Origin of the sequence: Latilactobacillus sakei, assembly GCA_002953655.1 — a bacterium.
In the GTDB taxonomy this organism is placed as follows: domain Bacteria; phylum Bacillota; class Bacilli; order Lactobacillales; family Lactobacillaceae; genus Latilactobacillus; species Latilactobacillus sakei_A.
Genome location: CP025839.1, coordinates 131,931 through 151,461 on the forward strand (window position 1 = coordinate 131,931; position 19,531 = coordinate 151,461).

General features: G+C 38.5%; 15 protein-coding genes and 1 pseudogene. 10 read left to right on the forward strand and 6 right to left on the reverse strand.

Annotation, left to right across the window (positions count from 1 at the left end):
- Nucleotides 1-108: 108 nt before the first annotated feature.
- From C0213_00640 to C0213_00650, 3 genes are all read left to right on the forward strand, one after another.
- Nucleotides 109-1,038, forward strand: coding sequence for a type I pantothenate kinase (locus tag C0213_00640; GenBank protein ID AUX11009.1), 930 nt, complete (start codon nt 109-111; stop codon nt 1,036-1,038).
- Between the two features lie 230 nt (nt 1,039-1,268).
- A complete protein-coding gene (locus tag C0213_00645) occupies nt 1,269-2,822 on the forward strand; it encodes a glutamine-hydrolyzing GMP synthase (GenBank protein ID AUX11010.1) in 1,554 nt (517 codons plus the stop codon).
- 139 nt (nt 2,823-2,961) lie between these two features.
- A complete protein-coding gene (locus C0213_00650; GenBank protein ID AUX11011.1) occupies nt 2,962-4,329 on the forward strand; it encodes a hypothetical protein in 1,368 nt (455 codons plus the stop codon).
- 46 nt (nt 4,330-4,375) lie between these two features.
- Here C0213_00650 and C0213_00655 read toward each other — a convergent pair whose 3' ends face one another.
- Together C0213_00655 and C0213_00660 are read right to left on the reverse strand one after the other, a co-directional pair.
- Nucleotides 4,376-5,875: a hypothetical protein gene (locus C0213_00655; protein AUX11012.1), complete on the reverse strand. Its 1,500-nt coding sequence runs from the start codon at nt 5,873-5,875 to the stop codon at nt 4,376-4,378.
- A gap of 59 nt (nt 5,876-5,934) precedes the next feature.
- On the reverse strand, nt 5,935-7,899 hold the full coding sequence (locus C0213_00660; GenBank protein AUX11013.1) for a hypothetical protein: 1,965 nt from the start codon (nt 7,897-7,899) through the stop codon (nt 5,935-5,937).
- 163 nt (nt 7,900-8,062) lie between these two features.
- Here C0213_00660 and C0213_00665 point away from each other — a divergent pair, with 163 nt between their 5' ends.
- From C0213_00665 to C0213_00680, 4 genes are all read left to right on the forward strand, one after another.
- On the forward strand, nt 8,063-8,473 hold the full coding sequence (locus C0213_00665) for a (deoxy)nucleoside triphosphate pyrophosphohydrolase (GenBank protein ID AUX11014.1): 411 nt from the start codon (nt 8,063-8,065) through the stop codon (nt 8,471-8,473).
- Nucleotides 8,474-8,482: 9 nt separating this feature from the next.
- Nucleotides 8,483-11,362, forward strand: coding sequence for a DUF3427 domain-containing protein (locus C0213_00670; protein ID AUX11015.1), 2,880 nt, complete (start codon nt 8,483-8,485; stop codon nt 11,360-11,362).
- 96 nt (nt 11,363-11,458) lie between these two features.
- On the forward strand, nt 11,459-12,310 hold the full coding sequence (locus C0213_00675) for an acetylxylan esterase (GenBank protein AUX11016.1): 852 nt from the start codon (nt 11,459-11,461) through the stop codon (nt 12,308-12,310).
- Complete coding sequence (locus C0213_00680) at nt 12,307-12,819, forward strand: PadR family transcriptional regulator (GenBank protein ID AUX11017.1); 513 nt, start codon at nt 12,307-12,309, stop codon at nt 12,817-12,819. The genes C0213_00675 and C0213_00680 overlap by 4 nt, the downstream gene beginning before the upstream one ends.
- 43 nt (nt 12,820-12,862) lie before the next feature.
- On the opposite strand, the gene C0213_00685 is transcribed toward C0213_00680, so the two are convergent.
- The 3 genes from C0213_00685 to C0213_00695 are packed head-to-tail and all read right to left on the reverse strand — an operon-like array spanning nt 12,863 to nt 14,177.
- Nucleotides 12,863-13,609 (reverse strand): sulfite exporter TauE/SafE family protein, encoded by a 747-nt coding sequence (locus C0213_00685; GenBank protein AUX11018.1) that lies wholly within the window; start codon nt 13,607-13,609, stop codon nt 12,863-12,865.
- 41 nt (nt 13,610-13,650) lie between these two features.
- Complete coding sequence (locus tag C0213_00690; protein ID AUX11019.1) at nt 13,651-13,974, reverse strand: hypothetical protein; 324 nt, start codon at nt 13,972-13,974, stop codon at nt 13,651-13,653.
- Nucleotides 13,971-14,177 (reverse strand): transcriptional regulator, encoded by a 207-nt coding sequence (locus C0213_00695; GenBank protein ID AUX11020.1) that lies wholly within the window; start codon nt 14,175-14,177, stop codon nt 13,971-13,973. Before C0213_00695 ends, C0213_00690 begins: the two co-directional genes overlap by 4 nt.
- 118 nt (nt 14,178-14,295) lie before the next feature.
- Here C0213_00695 and C0213_00700 point away from each other — a divergent pair, with 118 nt between their 5' ends.
- A complete protein-coding gene (locus C0213_00700; protein ID AUX11021.1) occupies nt 14,296-15,000 on the forward strand; it encodes a GntR family transcriptional regulator in 705 nt (234 codons plus the stop codon).
- Between the two features lie 23 nt (nt 15,001-15,023).
- Here C0213_00700 and C0213_00705 read toward each other — a convergent pair whose 3' ends face one another.
- Nucleotides 15,024-16,223: a starvation-sensing protein RspA gene (locus C0213_00705; protein ID AUX11022.1), complete on the reverse strand. Its 1,200-nt coding sequence runs from the start codon at nt 16,221-16,223 to the stop codon at nt 15,024-15,026.
- Between the two features lie 271 nt (nt 16,224-16,494).
- On the opposite strand from C0213_00705, the gene C0213_00710 reads away from it, so the two are divergent.
- The gene (locus C0213_00710; protein AUX11023.1) at nt 16,495-18,342 is read left to right on the forward strand and encodes a PTS beta-glucoside transporter subunit EIIBCA; all 1,848 of its coding nucleotides are present in this window, start codon (nt 16,495-16,497) and stop codon (nt 18,340-18,342) included.
- Between the two features lie 181 nt (nt 18,343-18,523).
- Nucleotides 18,524-19,479, forward strand: a pseudogene (locus C0213_00715) (C4-dicarboxylate ABC transporter).
- The last annotated feature ends 52 nt before the right edge of the window (nt 19,480-19,531 follow it).

A 19,531-nucleotide genomic window follows, 5' to 3' on the forward strand; every position in this document is an offset into this window, starting at 1 on the left:
AGTGGGGCTAAGACCAAAGTAATATTTTGTCTTAGCCCCACTTTTTAATATTAATTATGGTAAAATGTAACCGTTTAGCAGTTAGTTAAGCCCTGGGAGGATTAAAGCATGAAAAACGAGATGAACTATTATGAAATCTCGCGAGAAGAATGGCGTTATTTTCACGGCCGTGGCGAAAAATACACCGCCATTACGGACGATGAATTACAGCAAGTCAGCGGCTTAAACGACCGCATCTCGTTAACGGATGTTAGTGACATTTACGTCCCACTCCGTCATCTATTACAAATGAAGTATGAACAATTCCAAGAAAATCAAATTAAGCAGTCTGAATTTTTAGAAATCAAACCGCACAAAACACCATTCATTATCGGCATTGCCGGTAGTGTCGCGGTCGGTAAGAGTACCACCGCGCGGCTATTGCAGCTATTACTGAGTCGGGTTTATCCGGATAAGACGGTTCAAATGATTACGACCGATGGCTTTTTATATTCGACTTCTGAATTGAAGCAAAAAGGGATTCTCGATAAAAAAGGCTTCCCCGAAAGTTACGATATGCCACAGTTGATTAGTTTCTTGAACGCTGTGAAAAATAATGTGGCGCCGGTTAAAGCGCCCAAGTATTCGCATCAAATTTACGATATTATTCCGGATGAATTTGATATCATCGACGATCCGGATATTTTAATCGTCGAAGGAATCAACGTTTTACAATTGCCGACGACCGAACAAATTTATGTCAGTGATTTCTTTGACTTTTCAGTTTACGTGGATGCCAATCCAAGTTTAATTGAGAAGTGGTTCTTAGAACGTTTCGACCTCTTGTTAGATCTCGCGAAGGATGATCCAACGAATTACTATTATCCTTATGCGATTAGTGATCGCGCTAGTGCCTTTAAGATGGCCCGGCGTGTCTGGCGCGACATTGATTTACGTAATTTAACAGAGTATATTTTACCAACAAGAAACCGCGCTGATTTAATTTTGCATAAAACGCGACATCACCTAATCGATAAGGTATTTCTACGAAAATATTAATGATAGAATGAGTTTTTTCACAGGAATGGCTGTCATCCATTGACGTTTTCATGATTAATCAGTAGAATAGATACATTATAGTTTGACTAGTGTTATGAATCTAGCAATTTGGTGTTACTTGTTCACTAATTTCGATTTACGGGCCAGTCGTCAACGACTGGTCCGTAAACCGCCAATTAGACCACAAGTAGCCCACACCAAATTGCTTTTTAAAAAAAGGAGTGAGTTGTTTGGCCCAAAAGGACATGCAAGATTTCGATAAGATTATCGTTTTAGATTACGGTAGTCAGTATAATCAATTGATTACACGTCGTATCCGTGAATTCGGGATTTTCTCTGAATTGTTGCCTAACACGACAACAGCAGCAGAAATCAAGAAGATCGCCCCTAAAGGAATTATTTTCTCTGGCGGCCCAATGAGTGTTTACGATGATGGTGCCTTTTCAGTTGACCCCGAAATTTTCGAACTAGGGATTCCAATTCTCGGTATTTGTTACGGGATGCAGTTGATCAGTTTCAAAAATGGCGGTAATGTTGAAGCATCAACAGAACGTGAATATGGTAAGGCTGAAATTACAGTGACTGACAAAGACAGTGACTTATTCAAAGGTCTTCCTGAAAAACAAACAGTATGGATGAGTCATGGTGATAAAGTGACTGCAATTCCAGAAGGTTATGTGACAGTTGCTGAAAGTGATAACACACCATTTACAGCCATCGAAAACCGCGACAAACATATTTACGGGATTCAATTCCATACTGAAGTGCAAAACACTGAATTTGGGAACGATATCTTGAAGAACTTTGCATTTGGCGTCTGTGGGGCCCAAGACAACTGGACAATGAACGATTTCATCGACATGCAAATCGAAAAGATTCGCGAACAAGTCGGTGACAAGAAGGTCCTTCTTGGTCTTTCAGGTGGCGTTGATTCTTCTGTTGTTGGGGTGTTATTACACCGCGCAATTGGCGACCAATTGGTCAGCATCTTTGTTGATCACGGCTTACTTAGAAAAGGCGAAGTTGAACAAGTGATGGAAAGTCTGGGCGGTAAATTTGGCTTGAACATCATCCAAGTTGACGCTAAAGAACGTTTCATGAGCAAACTCGCTGGCGTTTCTGATCCAGAAAAGAAACGGAAGATTATTGGTAACGAATTTATCCAAGTGTTTGACGAAGAAGCAACTAAGTTAAACGGGATTGACTTCTTAGCGCAAGGGACTTTATACACTGACATTATTGAAAGTGGTACAAGTACTGCGACAACCATCAAATCACATCATAACGTTGGTGGTTTACCAGAAGACATGCAATTTAGCTTAATTGAACCTTTAAATACATTATTTAAAGATGAAGTTCGTGACCTTGGCGAAAAATTAGGCATGCCATATGAACTCGTATGGCGCCAACCATTCCCAGGTCCTGGCCTTGGGATTCGGGTCCTTGGCGAAGTGACTGAAGATAAATTGAAGATTGTCCGCGATAGTGACTTAATTCTCCGTGAAGAATTTGCACTCGCTGGCTTAGATAAAACTGTATGGCAATACTTTACAGTCTTACCAGGCATCCGTAGTGTGGGTGTCATGGGTGATGGCCGGACATACGATTACACAGTTGGGATTCGTGCCGTTAACTCAATCGACGGCATGACCGCCGACTTCTCACGGATTCCATGGGATATCTTGCAAAAGGTTTCTGTCCGAATCGTTAACGAAGTCGATCACGTCAACCGGATCGTGTACGATATCACGAGCAAGCCACCTTCAACAGTGGAATGGGAATAGATTCCCAATTAAAAACACCGCAAGTTGTTTCGACAACTTACGGTGTTTTTTTGTACAATAATTCAGGCTTTTAACGTCAGGTCTTTGAAATCAGGCGCCATATACGGTACTATCTAATCAATGAAAGTAGGGATAACCGATGGTAAATGGCAAACAATTAGAAACCAGTGAAAAGATTAAACAAGGACTCGTTTTTGCGGTCGCAAAACTGATTCAAATCTTACCGCTGATTGGCTTAACGATGTTACATAGCGGTCATACCGCGGCATCTTATATGCCGTATATCTTATTTTATACCGCATTGAAAACTGGGCTATTATTCGTAAATAGTCTGGGTCACGTACAGAATTCGTTTAAAATAACTAGTATCAGTATGTTATTAGCTGCGGGAGCTTCATTCGTATTAGCCATTTCGCCGTGGTTATATTTAACGGATATTGCGGCCTTTATTTTGGGCGCTAGCGCCAGTGTGATTATGCCGACTTATGAAGGTGTTTATTATCATGAGCGGGTAGTCTGGAAATGGCATTTGATGGGGACCGAGATTAAAACGTTATTGACTTTTAGCTTAGTAACGGTTGGTCTATTGACCATCGCTAGTCATTTTTCATATCGGTTAGTTTTTATTGTCATCATGCTATTTGTATTGATTGGCTTCATTGGCATGCAACGCTTCGAACCGTTTGTGAAGCAACTTGATGAATCGGTGTTTGTGGAACAAACCAAGTCACTTAATAACTTGGAACTGTTTGTCTGGGCAACTACGATGGCTTTTGCGCTGAGATATCTGCGCCTTTTTGAAGCCCAATTTGTCTGGTTATTAATTACCGTTGCTGTCATTGGGTTAGTCGCGCTAGTCTTGCGAGTGATCATCACGCGTGGCACTAAAACGAAGATGCCAGGTTGGATTTTGATTGCGGCCTTAATTAACGGCGCGTTTGAAACATTCTTAATGCTCTATATTTTTGTCGCGATTCAAAATCAGGGTTTGATGATAGGCGCCTATGTCACTTACGGTGCGGGGATGATTTTAGCTCAAGTTATTCGAAAGAGCGTACAAAGGCGCTTTTCGAAGTTATCAGATTTAAAAGTCCAACTGTTGGGTTTTGTGGTGGGGGCTTGGTTGATGATTACGCCGCATCTAATTTTATTAGGCATCTTATTGATTAGTTTCTTTGGCAGTGCCAACAGCATTCTTTTGAATCACCGCGCTTATTACACTGGCGTCACAACGCCCGCGCAAACCTTAATCGTTAAATATCGGAATACGTATCTCGGTAGTATCCTCATGCAATTTATTTTGATTATCGGCTTGATGGGCTTAGCCGTAATGCGGCAACAAGACATGACGACCGTGATTGCCCAAATCAGTGGCAGTGTCGCAATGTCGGACACCACCAGCCAGTTGATTCACCTAGCCGGTCTGATTAGCGTCGGTTTGCTGACGGTGATTGCCGGATTGGCAGGCAGATATTTACCAGCGATGGATGAAAATCCGCTAACTTAATGGATAAAAATAACGGTCCTGGATAGGGACCGTTATTTTTTTGGAATTATTTATCGAGAGTGGCATTTGCGGTTACTTTTAAAATAGATTCGTATCTATTAATTTCAGAGTATTTTGAACGTGCGCAAAAATGAATCCATTGATCTAATTTAACATTAATACGTTCATTACGAAGTTTAGTAATAATATCTAAATAATTTATTAGTATTTCATTGAAAATATCTTGTTTAAAAACTGTTTGGTTGTCGATAGAAAGATAGGATGAGAAAAACTGATCTACATTAATGCCAAGTGTTTCTTTTTCTTTTTTTGTAAAGAATTTTTTTGAATTTTCTAAAATTAAAGAAATTGTTCGCGAAACAGCAGGTAGGCTAGATTCCTTTTGAACAGCGAATAATTGTAAAAGAATGATTTTTAATTCGCGAATATTTAACTCTAGTTCATTTCTATCTTTATAGAAAGCTACATCTTGAATTAAATAAGCTGCATTCTCAATATTAGTTTTATCAGCACTTAATATGTTATTTTTGAACAGTGGCAAAAGATTTTCAGAAAATGAAGTTGTTATCTTTAATATCCCAGGTAATAAAAGCATCGCTCTACTATCATCATCTGATTTTAAGTCCGAATAACAGTTAGATAATATTTGTTTCATTTGTGGTGTGAAAAATTGCTTGTTTATTTTTTTAAGGATAGCTTCTTTGATAAAAACAATCATTGCCGCTAAATCTGATATATGAGAAAACAAAGTATCGGTTTCATATTTTTTGCAGAGCTTGTATTGACTGCTCCACCAAATCTCAATATTTATAACTAATTTAGTATAGATCTTCTGATCATAAGTTGTTTTAGTTAATAAATTACGAAATTCATTTAATTGAGTTTGGAGGTTAGTGCCGATAGCAGCACTAGTTGAAGAAAAACTTTCGTTGAACGGAGTGTTCATAAGTTCTTTTAGGTAATATATTGAGAAAGATTTTTCGTTAACCAGTTGTGTTACCGCATAAGATTTAAGATAAGTTTGAAATATCTCATCATTATTAGATAACATTGATTTAGCAAGTTCACGTACTTCGGGATGTTCTAAAATATTGAGGGTTGATGATTCTTTAAGAACCAGCAGTCTATTCCAAGATGCTAATCTAACAGATATTGGTAGAGATTTATTTTTTAAATAGGTTAGGATTTTATTTAAAGTATAGGTAGAAGAGGTTATGACGATATTATCAATTTTTATGTCGTTTTCGTTAACTATTTGTAGTGGTTCGAAAGTAAAGTAATTATCCAGTTTAATGCTCTCTAAATTCGTTCCACTTTCTCCAACCATAGGTAGATTAAATAATCTATTTATAAAGATTTCTAAGTCTTTTCCGTGTTTTTCATGGAGTACTCTTGAAAAACAAGTTGAAAATATTTTACGCGCATTGATTTGAAGTAAAGTCCAAATATTATTAGAAGAGTATAAAGTTAATAAACTTTCCTCAAGATTAATACGTTGCGCTTTATTAAGAATGAAATAAAGGCGAAACAACCCATCAAGTACCATCGAGATATTTTTGGTAGATTTATTCTTTAATGCATTTGTGAGAAATAAGTATAAGCTATCTATTTGTTCCGTTTGAGATTATATATTTGCTCCTTTGAGAAAAAAACATTTAGTTCTTTTTGCTCAGCAAAATAAAACACTTTTTTCTGAGAGTATTTAGGATAGTATTTAAATAAATATTTAAGAATATCTAGTCTATGATTTTCATCAATTCCTATTCCATAGTCATCATGTAAGGTCATTAGGAAGAAAGCATCTGCAAGATCAGATATACCATAATTTCCCATATAATGAGAAACTATGGTTTTTCCATCAAAGTCTTTAGTACGTTCAACTGCATTTGGTATTTTTTCTCTTTTGAAATTTGAAATATATTCAATTGTAGTAGAGGGGGAACAAAAATTTTGATCTAATTCTATTAGACGGTTGAAATAATTTTCATTATAGTATTGATTTTCATATTTCTGTAAAAGTGTTAAAACCACACCTTCAACAGAACGTGCAAAGAAATTATTTGCACTGATTGATTGTATTTGACGTGCAGTTTGAAGAACGTGTTTGAGTATAGATAAGGCTTCATCAGATTCATCAATACTAAAAAGAATACAGGCTTTTTTTATAAGGAAATCGAGAGATTGTGTATCATTTTTCCAAGAATCTACTTGTTCTTTAATTTTTTTATCACTTAGTGAGTCCTGGTACCACAGAATTTTCTGATAACTCAATTCATTTTTCTGACTACTATTTAGCTGTTTATTGGATAATAATTCGGCGTATTTTAGAAAAACATCATTACCATCTAATCGATATTCTCTAATCAAGAATAGTATTATATCAATAATATTATGATTGTAATTTGAGGCATTTATAATAAGTGCTTCGAGAGATGCCTGTTGATATTTAGAAATTGGAATTCTATAATTTTTTAGTAACCATACTAATTCGAATGCTAAATTTTCTTTAATAGATGTATCGTTTTCATTTTTTAAACGTATAAAATAGTTATCAATTATTTGAGGCATCAATTGTCGATTTGATATTTTACTAGGCATAATTAACCAACCGGGATAAGTTTTTCTATTATTCTCAAGTAGCGCTATTAAATCTTTAGAATTAGGATTAGATTGGTTAGCCCAAGGATAATTGGTATGAGGCCATCTACGTTCATCTATTTTGGGATTATCCGAAAAGAACTCAAATAATTCTTTGAAAAATTCGGGATATTTGGAGGTTGAATCCTTAAAAATATTTTTGAAGTCCAATACTGTAATATTTTTTTGGGATAAAAACTTCAACGATTTATTTATATTTAGGCCTAACATAAATATTTTAGGACGATGATCACCTAGGGCATTAGAAACCCATTCTATCCAGTTTTTAAAATTTGGATCGTCACCAGAAAAACCTATTAAAATCATTGTTGTTTCCATTATAGATTGTTGAACCATGTTTACAAATGGGGCGGATTTTGTTGGGTACTCATTGTAACTTTTTTGTGAAAAGACAAAAGGTCTGTTGGAAGGGAAAGAACCGTGAAGTTTTACAATTCTAGGAGAAGTAGACCCAGGAATATCGTGAATATCATGAATAATTTGATACTGTCGAGTGAAGATGTTCTTTGAGGCGCGTTCAAGTAAAGTATCATAGTTAGTTGTGTAGATGTCTGAAAAGGGAAGAGATAAAAGATCAGCGAATAAGGTATTAGGCTCATAATTTTCATCAGGGATTTTAGTCTTTAATAGATTCTCTAAACTAATTATTCCAAATCTTTCTTCATATACATCGCCTAACTCAAGTACAGTCATATCTTTATACTTTTCTTTGTCGCCTAAGGCGTGTAGTAAGTCTATACGCAAATTATCCCAGAGAGCCATAGAAGGTAAGCTATCATCTATTTTTGTGGCATTTCTACTAAAACCAGCTCCTACCATAATTGATACTCTACTTTTACCATCAGCTGTCCATAATTTTTTTCGGATATCCTCTAGTAGTTCATAATCCTCAAAATTTTTTTTATTAATCAAGTATATTCTCCCCCTAATAATATTTTATAGATTGTTAATTAAATTATATTCTATTTGTTACTGGATGTGTATTTAGTGCATTTTATTAAGTGGTATTGGTTGGATTAATTAATAATGCTATATTTATAGTAAATACTTAAATCGTTTATATGAGGTGTTCTACATGAAAGATATCTATGTCGTTGGTGCTGCAATCATCAAAGATAACCAAATTCTATGTACCAAACGGGCTACTGATCGGATTCTTGGAGATTTATGGGAATTTCCGGGTGGCAAGATCGAACCGGATGAGGCGCCGGAAGCTGCTTTGGTGCGAGAATTAAAAGAAGAGTTGGGTGCTGATATTTTAGTGGGGCCAGCAGTTGCAACTGATGTGCACCAATACGATTTTGGCAACGTTCATTTAACGGTTTATTATGCACAGTTCACAAAGGAAAGTTTTGGACTAGTAGCGCACAGCCAGATGAAATGGTGTCATCAATCTGAGTTGGACCAATTAACCTGGGCACCGGCAGATGTGGCAGCTATGCAAGCCATTCAAAAACAAGATTTGAGTCAATTAACGTTCAAGTAGGGAGCAGTTATGACGGATTTACAGACTGAATTACAAAATTCAGCTTTAGCAGGATTGGTTGATAAAGAGCGCTATATTTCTCAGGACGAATACCTGCCGAAGTTATTATTTAACACGTCAGAAGACCATGTTAAGACGCATTTGGATGAAGAACTGATGACTTGTCAGCGCTTCACTTTTGCCGTGGCTTTCATTACTGAAGCGGTCTTAACGATGTTGAAGCCTAAGTTAGCGGACCTCGCCTTAAAAGGCGTCACGGGCCGTATTTTGACGTCTAATTATTTGGGCTTTAATAATCCCAAGGTGTTTAAAGAACTGTTGAAAATCCCAAATCTCGAAGTACGGGTTTTAAATCAATCGGATTCATTTCATGCTAAGGGCTATATCTTTGATAAGGGTGAATACCAATCTATGATTATTGGGAGCTCGAACTTGACCGAAACCGCGTTGATTCGTAATTACGAATGGAACTTAAGAATTACTTCATATGAAAATGCGGCGTTAACTGATCAAGTTATCAATGAGGTCGAACAGCAATGGCAACGTGCAGCAGCATTAACACCGGAGTGGATTACAGATTATGAAGCTGATTATCAAACGATTGTTTTTAATCGTCAGAAAAACGAACCGATTGAAACTGTCGCTGAAGAGTCTGCGGACTACATTGCGATTACACCTAATCATATGCAAAAAGATGCATTGAAATCATTAAATTTTCTACGGCATGAAGGCCATCAAAAAGCATTAATTGTTTCGGCAACCGGGACCGGGAAAACTTATTTGGGCGCGTTTGATGTCAAACATGTGAGCCCTAAAAAATTCTTGTTTATTGTGCATCGTGAACAGATTTTGAAGAAGGCTAAAGCTAGTTTTCATCAGGTCTTAGGTGGTGATTGGTCTGAATACGGAATCTTATCCGGTAATGAAAACCAGCGAGATGCGCGGTATTTATTTGCGACGATTCAGACGTTATCTAAGGAAAGTACATTATCGCAGTTTGATCCTGAAGAATTCGACTATATCATGATTGATGAAGCGCACAAGTCAGGTGCCAGCAGTTATCATCGGGTGATTGATTACTTTAAGCCACGATTTTTATTAGGGATGACTGCGACACCTGAACGAACGGATGATTTTAATATTTATGAGTTGTTCGATTACAATTTAGCCTACGAAATTCGCCTTCAAGATGCTCTGGAAGAAGACATGTTAGCACCATTTCATTATATTGGTGTAACAGATTACGAATTAAACGGCGAAATTGGTGAGGAGAAGACACCGTTACAGAACTTGGTTTCCTCTGAACGAATGGATTATGTCGAACAACAGTTAAATTACTATGGCTATTCTGGTGATCAGGTTCATGGGTTAATTTTCTGTAGTCGTAAAGATGAGGCCAAAGAAGTGGCGCGGATTATGACGACTAAAGGCTATCCTTCAGTGGCTTTGACCGGTGAAGATAATGTTGATTATCGAGAACAAGTCATTCAAGACTTTGAAGCTGGTCGGTATCAATACATTGTGACAGTTGATATTTTTAACGAAGGGATCGATATTCCTTGTATTAATCAAGTTGTGATGTTGCGGAATACGCAATCCAGTATTATCTTTATCCAGCAACTAGGCCGTGGCTTGCGGAAGTTTCCACGTAAAGATTTTGTGACGGTGATTGATTTTATCGGGAACTACAAGAATAATTATTTGATTCCGATTGCTTTGACGGGTGACCATTCACGAAATAAGAATAGTCTGCGTAGTAAGTTGAGTACGGATCAAATTATCGGAATGTCGACGATCAATTTTACCGAAGTTGCCAAGCAACGAGTATATGATTCGATTAATAATAGTAATTTGACTGAATTGAAGCAGTTACGCGATGATTATCAAGACTTGAAGAAACGTCTTGGCAGAATGCCGCTGTTGTTCGATTTTACAACGCACGGTTCGATTGATGGCTCAGTGCTGATTGCTAAATATGACAACTATTATCAATTCTTGTTGAAGATGAAAGAAGATGTTCATCTTAACAGTTATGAAGATACGGTGTTAAGAATGTTGTCTAAAGAGTTATTAAATGGGATGCGAATTCACGAGCTATTATTATTGAAACTCCTGTTTGAAAAAGATGGGGTAGTATCAGTTGATGATTTCAAAAAGGCTCTCGAGCAAGTAAACGCTAGAGTGGATCAGAAGACGTTAGATTCGATGCTATCAGTATTAAACTTAAAGTTCTATCAAAAAACAAACCAAAAGAAGTATGGTATGGAACCATACGTGATGTTATCGAATAACGAGTATTACTTAAATGAGGAAATTTTGCGGGCTTATCAAAGTAATCTGAATTTTGATAACCTAGTTGATGACGTGCTAGCAACAGGGCTATTTAAAGCAGATGATTATGATCAGACTCAACCATTAACAATTGGGAAAAAATATACAAGAAAAGATATGTGTCGACTCTTGGGATGGGAAAAAGATTTATCAGCAGTTGTTAATGGCTACAAGTTAGCCTACAATACGTGTCCCTTATTTATTACCTATACAAAATCACAAGACATTGATGATGGTATCAAGTATGAAGATGAGTTTTTGAACAGCCAGATAATGCGTATGTTTACTCGAAGTCCACGGAAATTAGATTCACCAGAGGTTCAAGCAATGGTTCAAGGCAATGCATCCGGTGTATTAATGATGCCACTATTTGTAAAAAAGAGTGATGATGAGGGTAGCGACTACTATTATCTAGGGCTTGTTAACATTGATCAGAAGTCATTGCGTCAAGAATCGATGCGAAATAAAAAAGGCAAGACAGTTCCAGTTGTTACAATGAATTTAATTCTAGAAAAACCGGTTCAGTATAATTTGTATTTGAATTTAACGAAGAATTGAGAAAAGAAAAACCAATTTAAATCTAAATTGGTTTTTCTTTTTGCGTTCATAGTCTAATTAGACTATACTATGAAAATCAGTTTCAGGAGGGTTTTTATGATGAAGTCAATTTTATTAATCGGTCAGTCAAATATGGCTGGGCGAGGTTTTATTCAAGATGTGCCGGTATTGCGGCACGAGCGCGTGAAGATGTTGCGCAATGGGCGCTGGCAAATGATGGCCGAACCAATTCATTTTGATCGGGAAGTTGCGGGTGTTGGGCCGGCAGCATCATTTGCGGCGGCTTGGGTCCAGGCGCATCCGGATGAAGAATTAGGTTTAATTCCGTGTGCTGAAGGGGGCAGTTCAATCGATGAGTGGGCGAGTGACGAAGTGTTGATGCGCCACGCGATTGCTGAAGTCAAATTCGCACAGGAATCTAGCGAGTTAATTGGCGTTTTATGGCACCAAGGGGAAAGCGACAGTCTAAAAGGCGGTTATCAAACATATGCTACCAAATTAACGGCGGTTTTTAGTCATTTACGCCAAGCATTGGGTCAAGCAAACTTACCCATTATTGTCGGGCAATTACCAGATTTTTTAGGCCAAGAAGGGTTCGGCGCTAGTGCGACAGAATTCAATGACATTAATCGGGAAATGGCGAACGTGGTTGCGCAAGATCCCCATAGTTATTTAGTCAACGCCGCCGAATTAACGGCCAACCCTGATGGCATTCATATCGATGCGGCCTCACAACGGCGCTTTGGCCTGCGTTATTACGCGGCTTTTGCCAACCAAGAGGATGTCCTCGCAGTACTGCCAGATGAAGCTGCTCAATTAGAAGCACTTTATCAACGACCAGAAACCCCGCAGGAAAAGATGTATCGCTTGAGTCGTACTTTCGCACTTGGCCAAATGAGCTATCCAGAATTCATCGCGCAGTTAACGGGTGAGGGGACTGCCAAATGATTCAGTTTCTAATTTTGGGTTTATTGAAGAAAAAGCCAGGTGCTTATGGCTACGAATTATTAGCTGATATGGAAAACAATTATTTCGAGTTCTTTTTGAACTTTACGAAGGGTTCTTTTTACTACAATTTACAACAATTAGCGGAAAAGCAATTGATTGAAAAAATAGTGGATGATGCCAGTGATAAGCGCGAGAAAAATCGCTATGTGCTGACGGCGGCGGGAGAAGCGGCTTTTGAAAAACAGTTCGCCCATTATGGCGGGCAGAATAAGCCGATTACTTTCCCATTTTACACACCACTACTATTCACTGATCAAGTTGAACCAACGCAAATGCGCGAACTCTTGCAGAGCCAAATTGCACAAACTAAGGAAAAAATCCAAGCGATTGAAGCGGCATTAAATACCGCAACCAATCTGCAACCGATGTTTATCAAAATGATGGCCAATTCAAAACGACATCACGAGGTCAATTTGGAATGGTTGCAGGAACAATTAAATGAACAATAAAAAAACTGACAACACAATCTTTCGATTTGTGTCGTCAGTTTTTTTAATAGGCTTGCATAAACAAACTAACCGCTAGTCCTAATGCGGCGATGCCAATCCCAATTTTGGTTAGGCGTTCTGGTAGTAGACGGACGATGATGGGGCCAATCAGGCCGCCAATCAAAAAGCCGATGCCAAGGGGCAAGACAAGGCCCCAATTGATGGTCGTTTGAAGCGCGTAGACTAGTGTCGCGATACAGTTTGCAAGGCCCATCGTCAGATTTTTGGTGGCGTTGTATTCTTGAAACGGCGCTTGGCTGATGACTGAGAGCAACGATAGCATCAAGACGCCAGAAGCAGCCCCGAAGTAGCCGCTGTAAACGCCGACTAAGAAAACACCGAGCCAAGCGAGGCTAACTTGCCATTTAGCGGGTTGACCAACTTGGAGATGGCGGGGTAAGAGGATTAAAATACCGGCAGATAAAATGAAAAAGGGCACAATTTTTTGGAATGTTTCTGCTGGAATTTTAAAGAGTAATAAGGCCCCCACAATACAGCCAATCAAGGTTAGCGGTAAAAGTGTGATGAGTTCCCGTTTTTGGTGTTTCAATTCCTTGCGTGAAGCCAGTGACGCGCCAACGCCGGTGAAGATTAAGCCTGCGGTGTTGGTGACATTGGCTGTGACTGGTGGTAACCCCAGTGCGAGTAAGGCAGGGTATGAAACGAGTGATGCGAGACCGCCGACGGTACTAACGATGCCGGCTGCCACGCCAATCAGAATTAATGTAAGACTCAATTGGATAAATGACATGAATAAGGCGCTCTTTTCTATAACGAATTAACGTTTTAATATTATAAGACTTGATCGTAGTAACGGTAGGCGCAATATTCAACGGGATACTTGAGTGCGTAGATGTAAAAAGCATCGCTGACAGCGTCACTGATGGTCATCATTTCGCTACCACCATCAGTTAGTAAGAAATAAGTCATGGCCAGTGCCAGTAAAATAACGATTGAATCAAGAAAAATAGCCATCACCTTAGCGGCTTTGATGGTGATTAATTGCCAACGTTCATCGTTCTGGTAGGCCCGCGACTTATTGTGTTTGAAGTGAAGATCTAAAAAGATGAAAACTGCTAACAGCATAATCAGAATTAACATGATGAGTTGCTTCATTTTGAATCCTCCTCTGGTGAAAAGACGGTTGTTATTTCGACCCCAAAGACCTGCGCAATCTTAAAGGCGAGTTCTAATGAGGGTGTATATTTATACTTTTCGATTGAAATCACGGCTTGCCTAGAAATACCGGTCCGTTCGGCGAGGTCAGCCTGGGTCCAGTTCCGCTCGGCGCGTAAGACTTTAATGCGATTTTGAATCACGTAACGAACTCCTTCCATAATGTAATGAACTAGTTACTTTTAGATTGTAATGAGTTGGTGACATTTTGTCAATTTTATTTTGTGATAGAATTAAAACAAAAGCCCCTAAGGAGAAATCATGAAGAAGAATGAGTTTATCATGCAGGATCTACTTAGTAAGATTTATCAAAATCAATTCAAAGATGGTAAAATTCCCAATCAACGTGAGTTAGCGCAAATCTACGGCGTATCGCGATATACGGTTCAAGAGGCGATTAAAAGTTTGGCTGAAATTGGCGTTATCAAGGTTGTTCAAGGTTCGGGCATGTATGTCTATGACAATTTACGGAACAATACGATGATTTATAATTCGCTAACGAGAACACCATATGGCCGTATCCGCTCGAAAATGATTTCTTTGGAACAAGCGATGTCGACCTTAGAGGAGCAACAAATTTTCCAACTAGAAGAACCCGCACTGATTTGGACATTCAAGCGTCTGCGAATTGTCGATTATAAGATTGAACAAATTGAAATTTCGAAGTTACCGGTGACGCTTTTCCCCGAGTTATCACAAGAAAATGTTGAGCATTCAATTCAAAAGTATGTTCAAAATAAGGGTTACCGTATCTCCCATTACATTACGAGTTATCAACCAATCGCTGTTTCAAAAGCAGAATCGGAACTACTTTTATGTAAGAAGGGGGCCCCTGCGATGCGGATTACTAACCGTTGTTTATTAGAGGATGGTCGGGTTTATGAATACAGCCAATTAACAGCGATTGATTATGATTGTACCTACATTACACCGTTCAATAAAAAAACACATCAGAACCGACAATGAGTCGTGTCTAATGTGTTTTTTTATCATGGTGTCACAATTGAACCGTCAGGGATGCGACTTTGTGTCCATTCATGTGGTCGGTAAACGATGGGGAATTCTGCCGCCATTGATTCGTCGAAATCGACGCCAATCCCGGGGCGTTCGATTGGATAGAAGTAACCGCCCTTAGCTTGAGGAACATGGCTAAAGATTTTTTTAGTATTTTCAGGCACCTCGATATTCTCCTGAATAGCAGCGTTGTGTAGATGAATATTAAGATGGGTATTAACTGCCAAACCGATTGGTGTAATGTCAGATGGTGTATGCCAAGCGATTTGAATACCAAAATTATCGCACAGATGTGCTAGCTTGAGGGCGGGGGTGATACCACCGATTTGAGAGACGTGGGCCCGCATATAATCAATTTGGCGTTTTGTAATAATCGCCTGCCATTCCATTGGATTATTGAATAGCTCACCAGTCGCAATTGGGACTGCACTTTGGGCCCGGATGGTTTCTAACCAAGCATTTTGTTCGGGTGGTAAAAGATCTTCCAAGAAGAATAAATGATATTTTTCTGATTGTTTAGCAAATTGCACAGCTTGATTAGGGGTGAGACGTTCATGAACATCATGCAACATTTGGAATGAATGCTTATATTTTTGATTGATTGCTTCAAACATTTCTAACGTGGTGTCCATGTATTGTTGTTGGTTAAAATAAGAGCCTTGAATGGGATTGTCAGGTGTTTTTAAATGAGTTGCATTACCGCCATAAAAGCCGAGTTGGCAACGTAAGTATTGATAACCTTCAGCCGTAAATTTATCGATCTCAGCATATAGATCATCTAGATTATCAGCTACTGCGTGCGTGTAGGCCGGGATTGCTGTTCGCGATTTACCGCCTAGTAATTGGTAGAGGGGCATATTGGCTAGCTTACCTTTAATATCCCAAAGCGCCATATCAACGCCGGAAATGGCATTGTTGGTAATTGGACCATTGCGCCAGTATGAATTAACGGTCATTACTTGCCAAAGATCTTCAATTTGATTAGCGTCCCGCCCAATTAATAATGGTTTCAAATATTCTTCAACAACGGTTTTAACCGCTAAGGGGCGAAATTGAAAAGTGGCACACCCAACACCAGAGACACCTTGGTCAGTTTCAACTTTAACAACTACTAAGTTATGACGATCTGGTTTAATTGCAAATGCTTTAACGTCCGTTATAATCGTTTCTTGCATAATTATTCCCTCGGTTTCTTCAATTAAGGTTACTTGATTAATATCATTGAACCATCTTTTGGATAGCGCTGTCAATTTGGACTAAATAAAACGAGTTAATCGCATATAAAACAGTCCAATTTTACATAAAATGGTTTGATAATGCTTATTTATCAACGTTTATATATCGAATAACGTTAATTAGGACTGATATTATTACAACAAAAATTATGCTATCATTTCATTTGTAAGCGAAACCAAAATGCGCAAAATAATAATAGAGGTGATAGCATTGAAACATGAAGATATCGCAAAACAGATTATTGAAAATGTCGGCGGTAAGGAAAATGTTAATAATGTCTGGCATTGCATGACGCGTCTTCGATTTAATCTTAAAGATCAAAGTAAGGTTAATTATGATGCGTTAGAAAAGATGCCAGCAGTAGTTGGGACTAAATATCAAAGTGATCAGCTACAGATTGTTATTGGAACAAACGTTGAAGAATACTTTAATCCAGTTGCTGCTTTATTAGGGATTAATAACAGTGAAGAAACCAACCAGCCTACAGAGAAAAAAGGATTAGTGTCACTCTTTATGGATACTGTCTCTGGCGTTTTCGGACCAATTGTACCGGCGATTGCTGGTGCAGGGATGATTAAAGGGCTAATGGCCGGTTTGGTGGCTTTAAAAGTAATATCAGGTGAAACACCAACTTTCCAAATTATCGATATGTTAGCCAGTGGTGTTTTCACATTCTTGCCATTTTTCGTAGCGGCTTCAGCTGCTAAAATTTTTAAAACCAATCAATATTTAGCAATTGCGATTGCGGCGACATTACAGTTTCCAACAATGACCGCGGCGGCCGCAGCCGGAAAGATTTCTCAGTTTGTGATTTTTGGCTTCTTGCCGGTACCGGTTTTCAATTATGCTGGGACGGTTATTCCAATCATCTTTGCGGTATTAGCGTTAAGTTACATTTATCGTTGGGTTGATAAATTATTGCCAGAAGTCCTCAGAACGGTATTTACACCAACGTTTTCACTTTTACTGGCCGGTTTAGTAACACTTGTTGTAATTGGGCCTATTGGTATTCATTTAGGTAATTTATTGGCAGCGGGTGTTAGTTGGTTATTCACGATTTCACCGGTTTTAGCTGGTATTATTGTGGGTGCTATTCGACCAATCGCAATCTTAACCGGTCTGCATCACGCGATGACACCAATTGCGTTACAAAATTTTGCCAACCAAGGTTATGATATGTTGATGCCAATGATGTTTATGGCAAATATGGCGATTACTGGTGCCACTGCAGCAATCTATTTCAAAGTTAAAACAAAAGAAGAAAAATCAATTGTAGTTTCCTCAGCTGTTTCTGGTTTATTAGGGATTACAGAACCAGCCTTATTCGGGGTTTTAACGAAGTATAAGAAAGCTTTTATTGCAGCAACCGTTGGTAGTTCGGTTGCCTCAGCATTCATCAGCTTCTTCGGTGTTCGCATTTACGGTTACATCTTATCAAGTATTTTCAGCTTACCAGCTTATATTGGTAAATACTTTGTCTTTGCAATTATGGGGATTATCATCGCCTTAGTATTGTCATTTACCATTGCTTATTTCATGATTCCCAATCCACAACCAGAAGAAATTAAAACAGCTGAAAGAAAAATTGAATCAACAGTAACGTTATCAGCTGTAGCAGACGGTGATTACGTGGCTTTAGAAGATGTTAACGATAGTGTTTTCTCAACAAAAATGGTCGGGGACGGCTTTGCAATGGTTTCGACCGACGGCAGTGTCTATTCGCCCGTTGATGGCGTTGTGACAACTATTTTCCCAACCAAACATGCTATTGGGATTACGACCGATAATGGTATTGAAATATTAGTACACATGGGGATTGATACAGTTGCACTTGATGGACAAGGTTTTACAATTTTCGTAGCGGTCGGTGATCGCATTGCAGCTGCACAAAAAATCGCTCAGATGGATTTAGCAATTCTACAGACTGCTGGAAAAGAAACAGATATCATGGTGGTTATTACCAACATGGATAAGATTGCAAAACTAGTTGGTGAAACCAATATTGAAGGGTACCATACACATGGAAATCCAATTGAGGTTGGTGAGTTAGTAGTTTAGGATTAAAAAGAAGTGTCATTACAGTACATCTGTAATGACACTTCTTTTTAACTTTCAGGGACATGACTATAAATGCCAGATAATCTTGTATTCAACTTAGATTATGCTAAAATAATGATGAAGTGATATTGTTATAATAATCACAATCAGTGGCGGTGATTGGTGGTGGAGGGTGGCGGTATTGATGAAAGAAATGAAAGCGTTCTTAAAGCGCGTGCCATTACCGATGTGTGGTCTGATTTTAGGTTTAGCTGCGCTAGGTAATCTATTATTTATTGAAGGTTATGCGACTTCATCAGCAGTCTTTTTTGTGATTGCGCTGGTGATGATGGTACCGGTGTTACTTAAAATAATGATAACGCCTCGACAGGTTTTGGCAGATTTGAAGAATCCAATTGTGGCCTCGGTAGCACCGACATTTACGATGGCCGGGATGCTGATTTGCACATTCTTAAAACGGCTCGTACCGATGTTTTATTTGATTAATTGGCTGTGGTTAATGGCAGTTGGGCTGCATTTTATTCTAATGCTCTATTTTGTGATGGTCCATATTTTACCCGATAAGCTAAAATTCGCTAATATTTATCCGAGCTGGTTTATCACATTTGTTGGGATTGGGGTTATCTCGAATACGGCAAAAATTTTTGCGCTAACGTTAGGAAAAATCATGATTTGGGTCGCATTAGCGCTGTATTTTATCTTATTACCGGTTATTTTGAAGCGAATTAGTCAGTATCGCCAAATGAAAGAAGGCACGTGGCCCTTGATTACAATCCTGGCGGCACCAGGTTCTTTGTGCTTATCGGGTTATCTAACCGTGATAACTGATAAGTCCTTACCATTCATTATTTTTTTAGTGATCTTGTCCCAAACGTATACTTTGCAATCCTGTACTTTTTTAAGACGATGCTAAAAGTGAAATTTTATCCAAGCTATGGCGCCTTCACGTTTCCAATGGTGATTACTGCCACAGCGATGAGTAAAACCTATCAATTATTTGCCGACAATCCTGCCATTGCAGAACTGCTTAGAGTACTGATGGTGTTCGAGACCTGGGTGGCAGTCTTGATTGTTTGTTATGTATTAATCTGTTATCTTAATTATTTTGTGCAACAAGTGAAGTATCAAGGACATTGATTAGTCTAAAAAACCGTCTTTAATGCCAATTGGGGCACTAAAGACGGTTCTT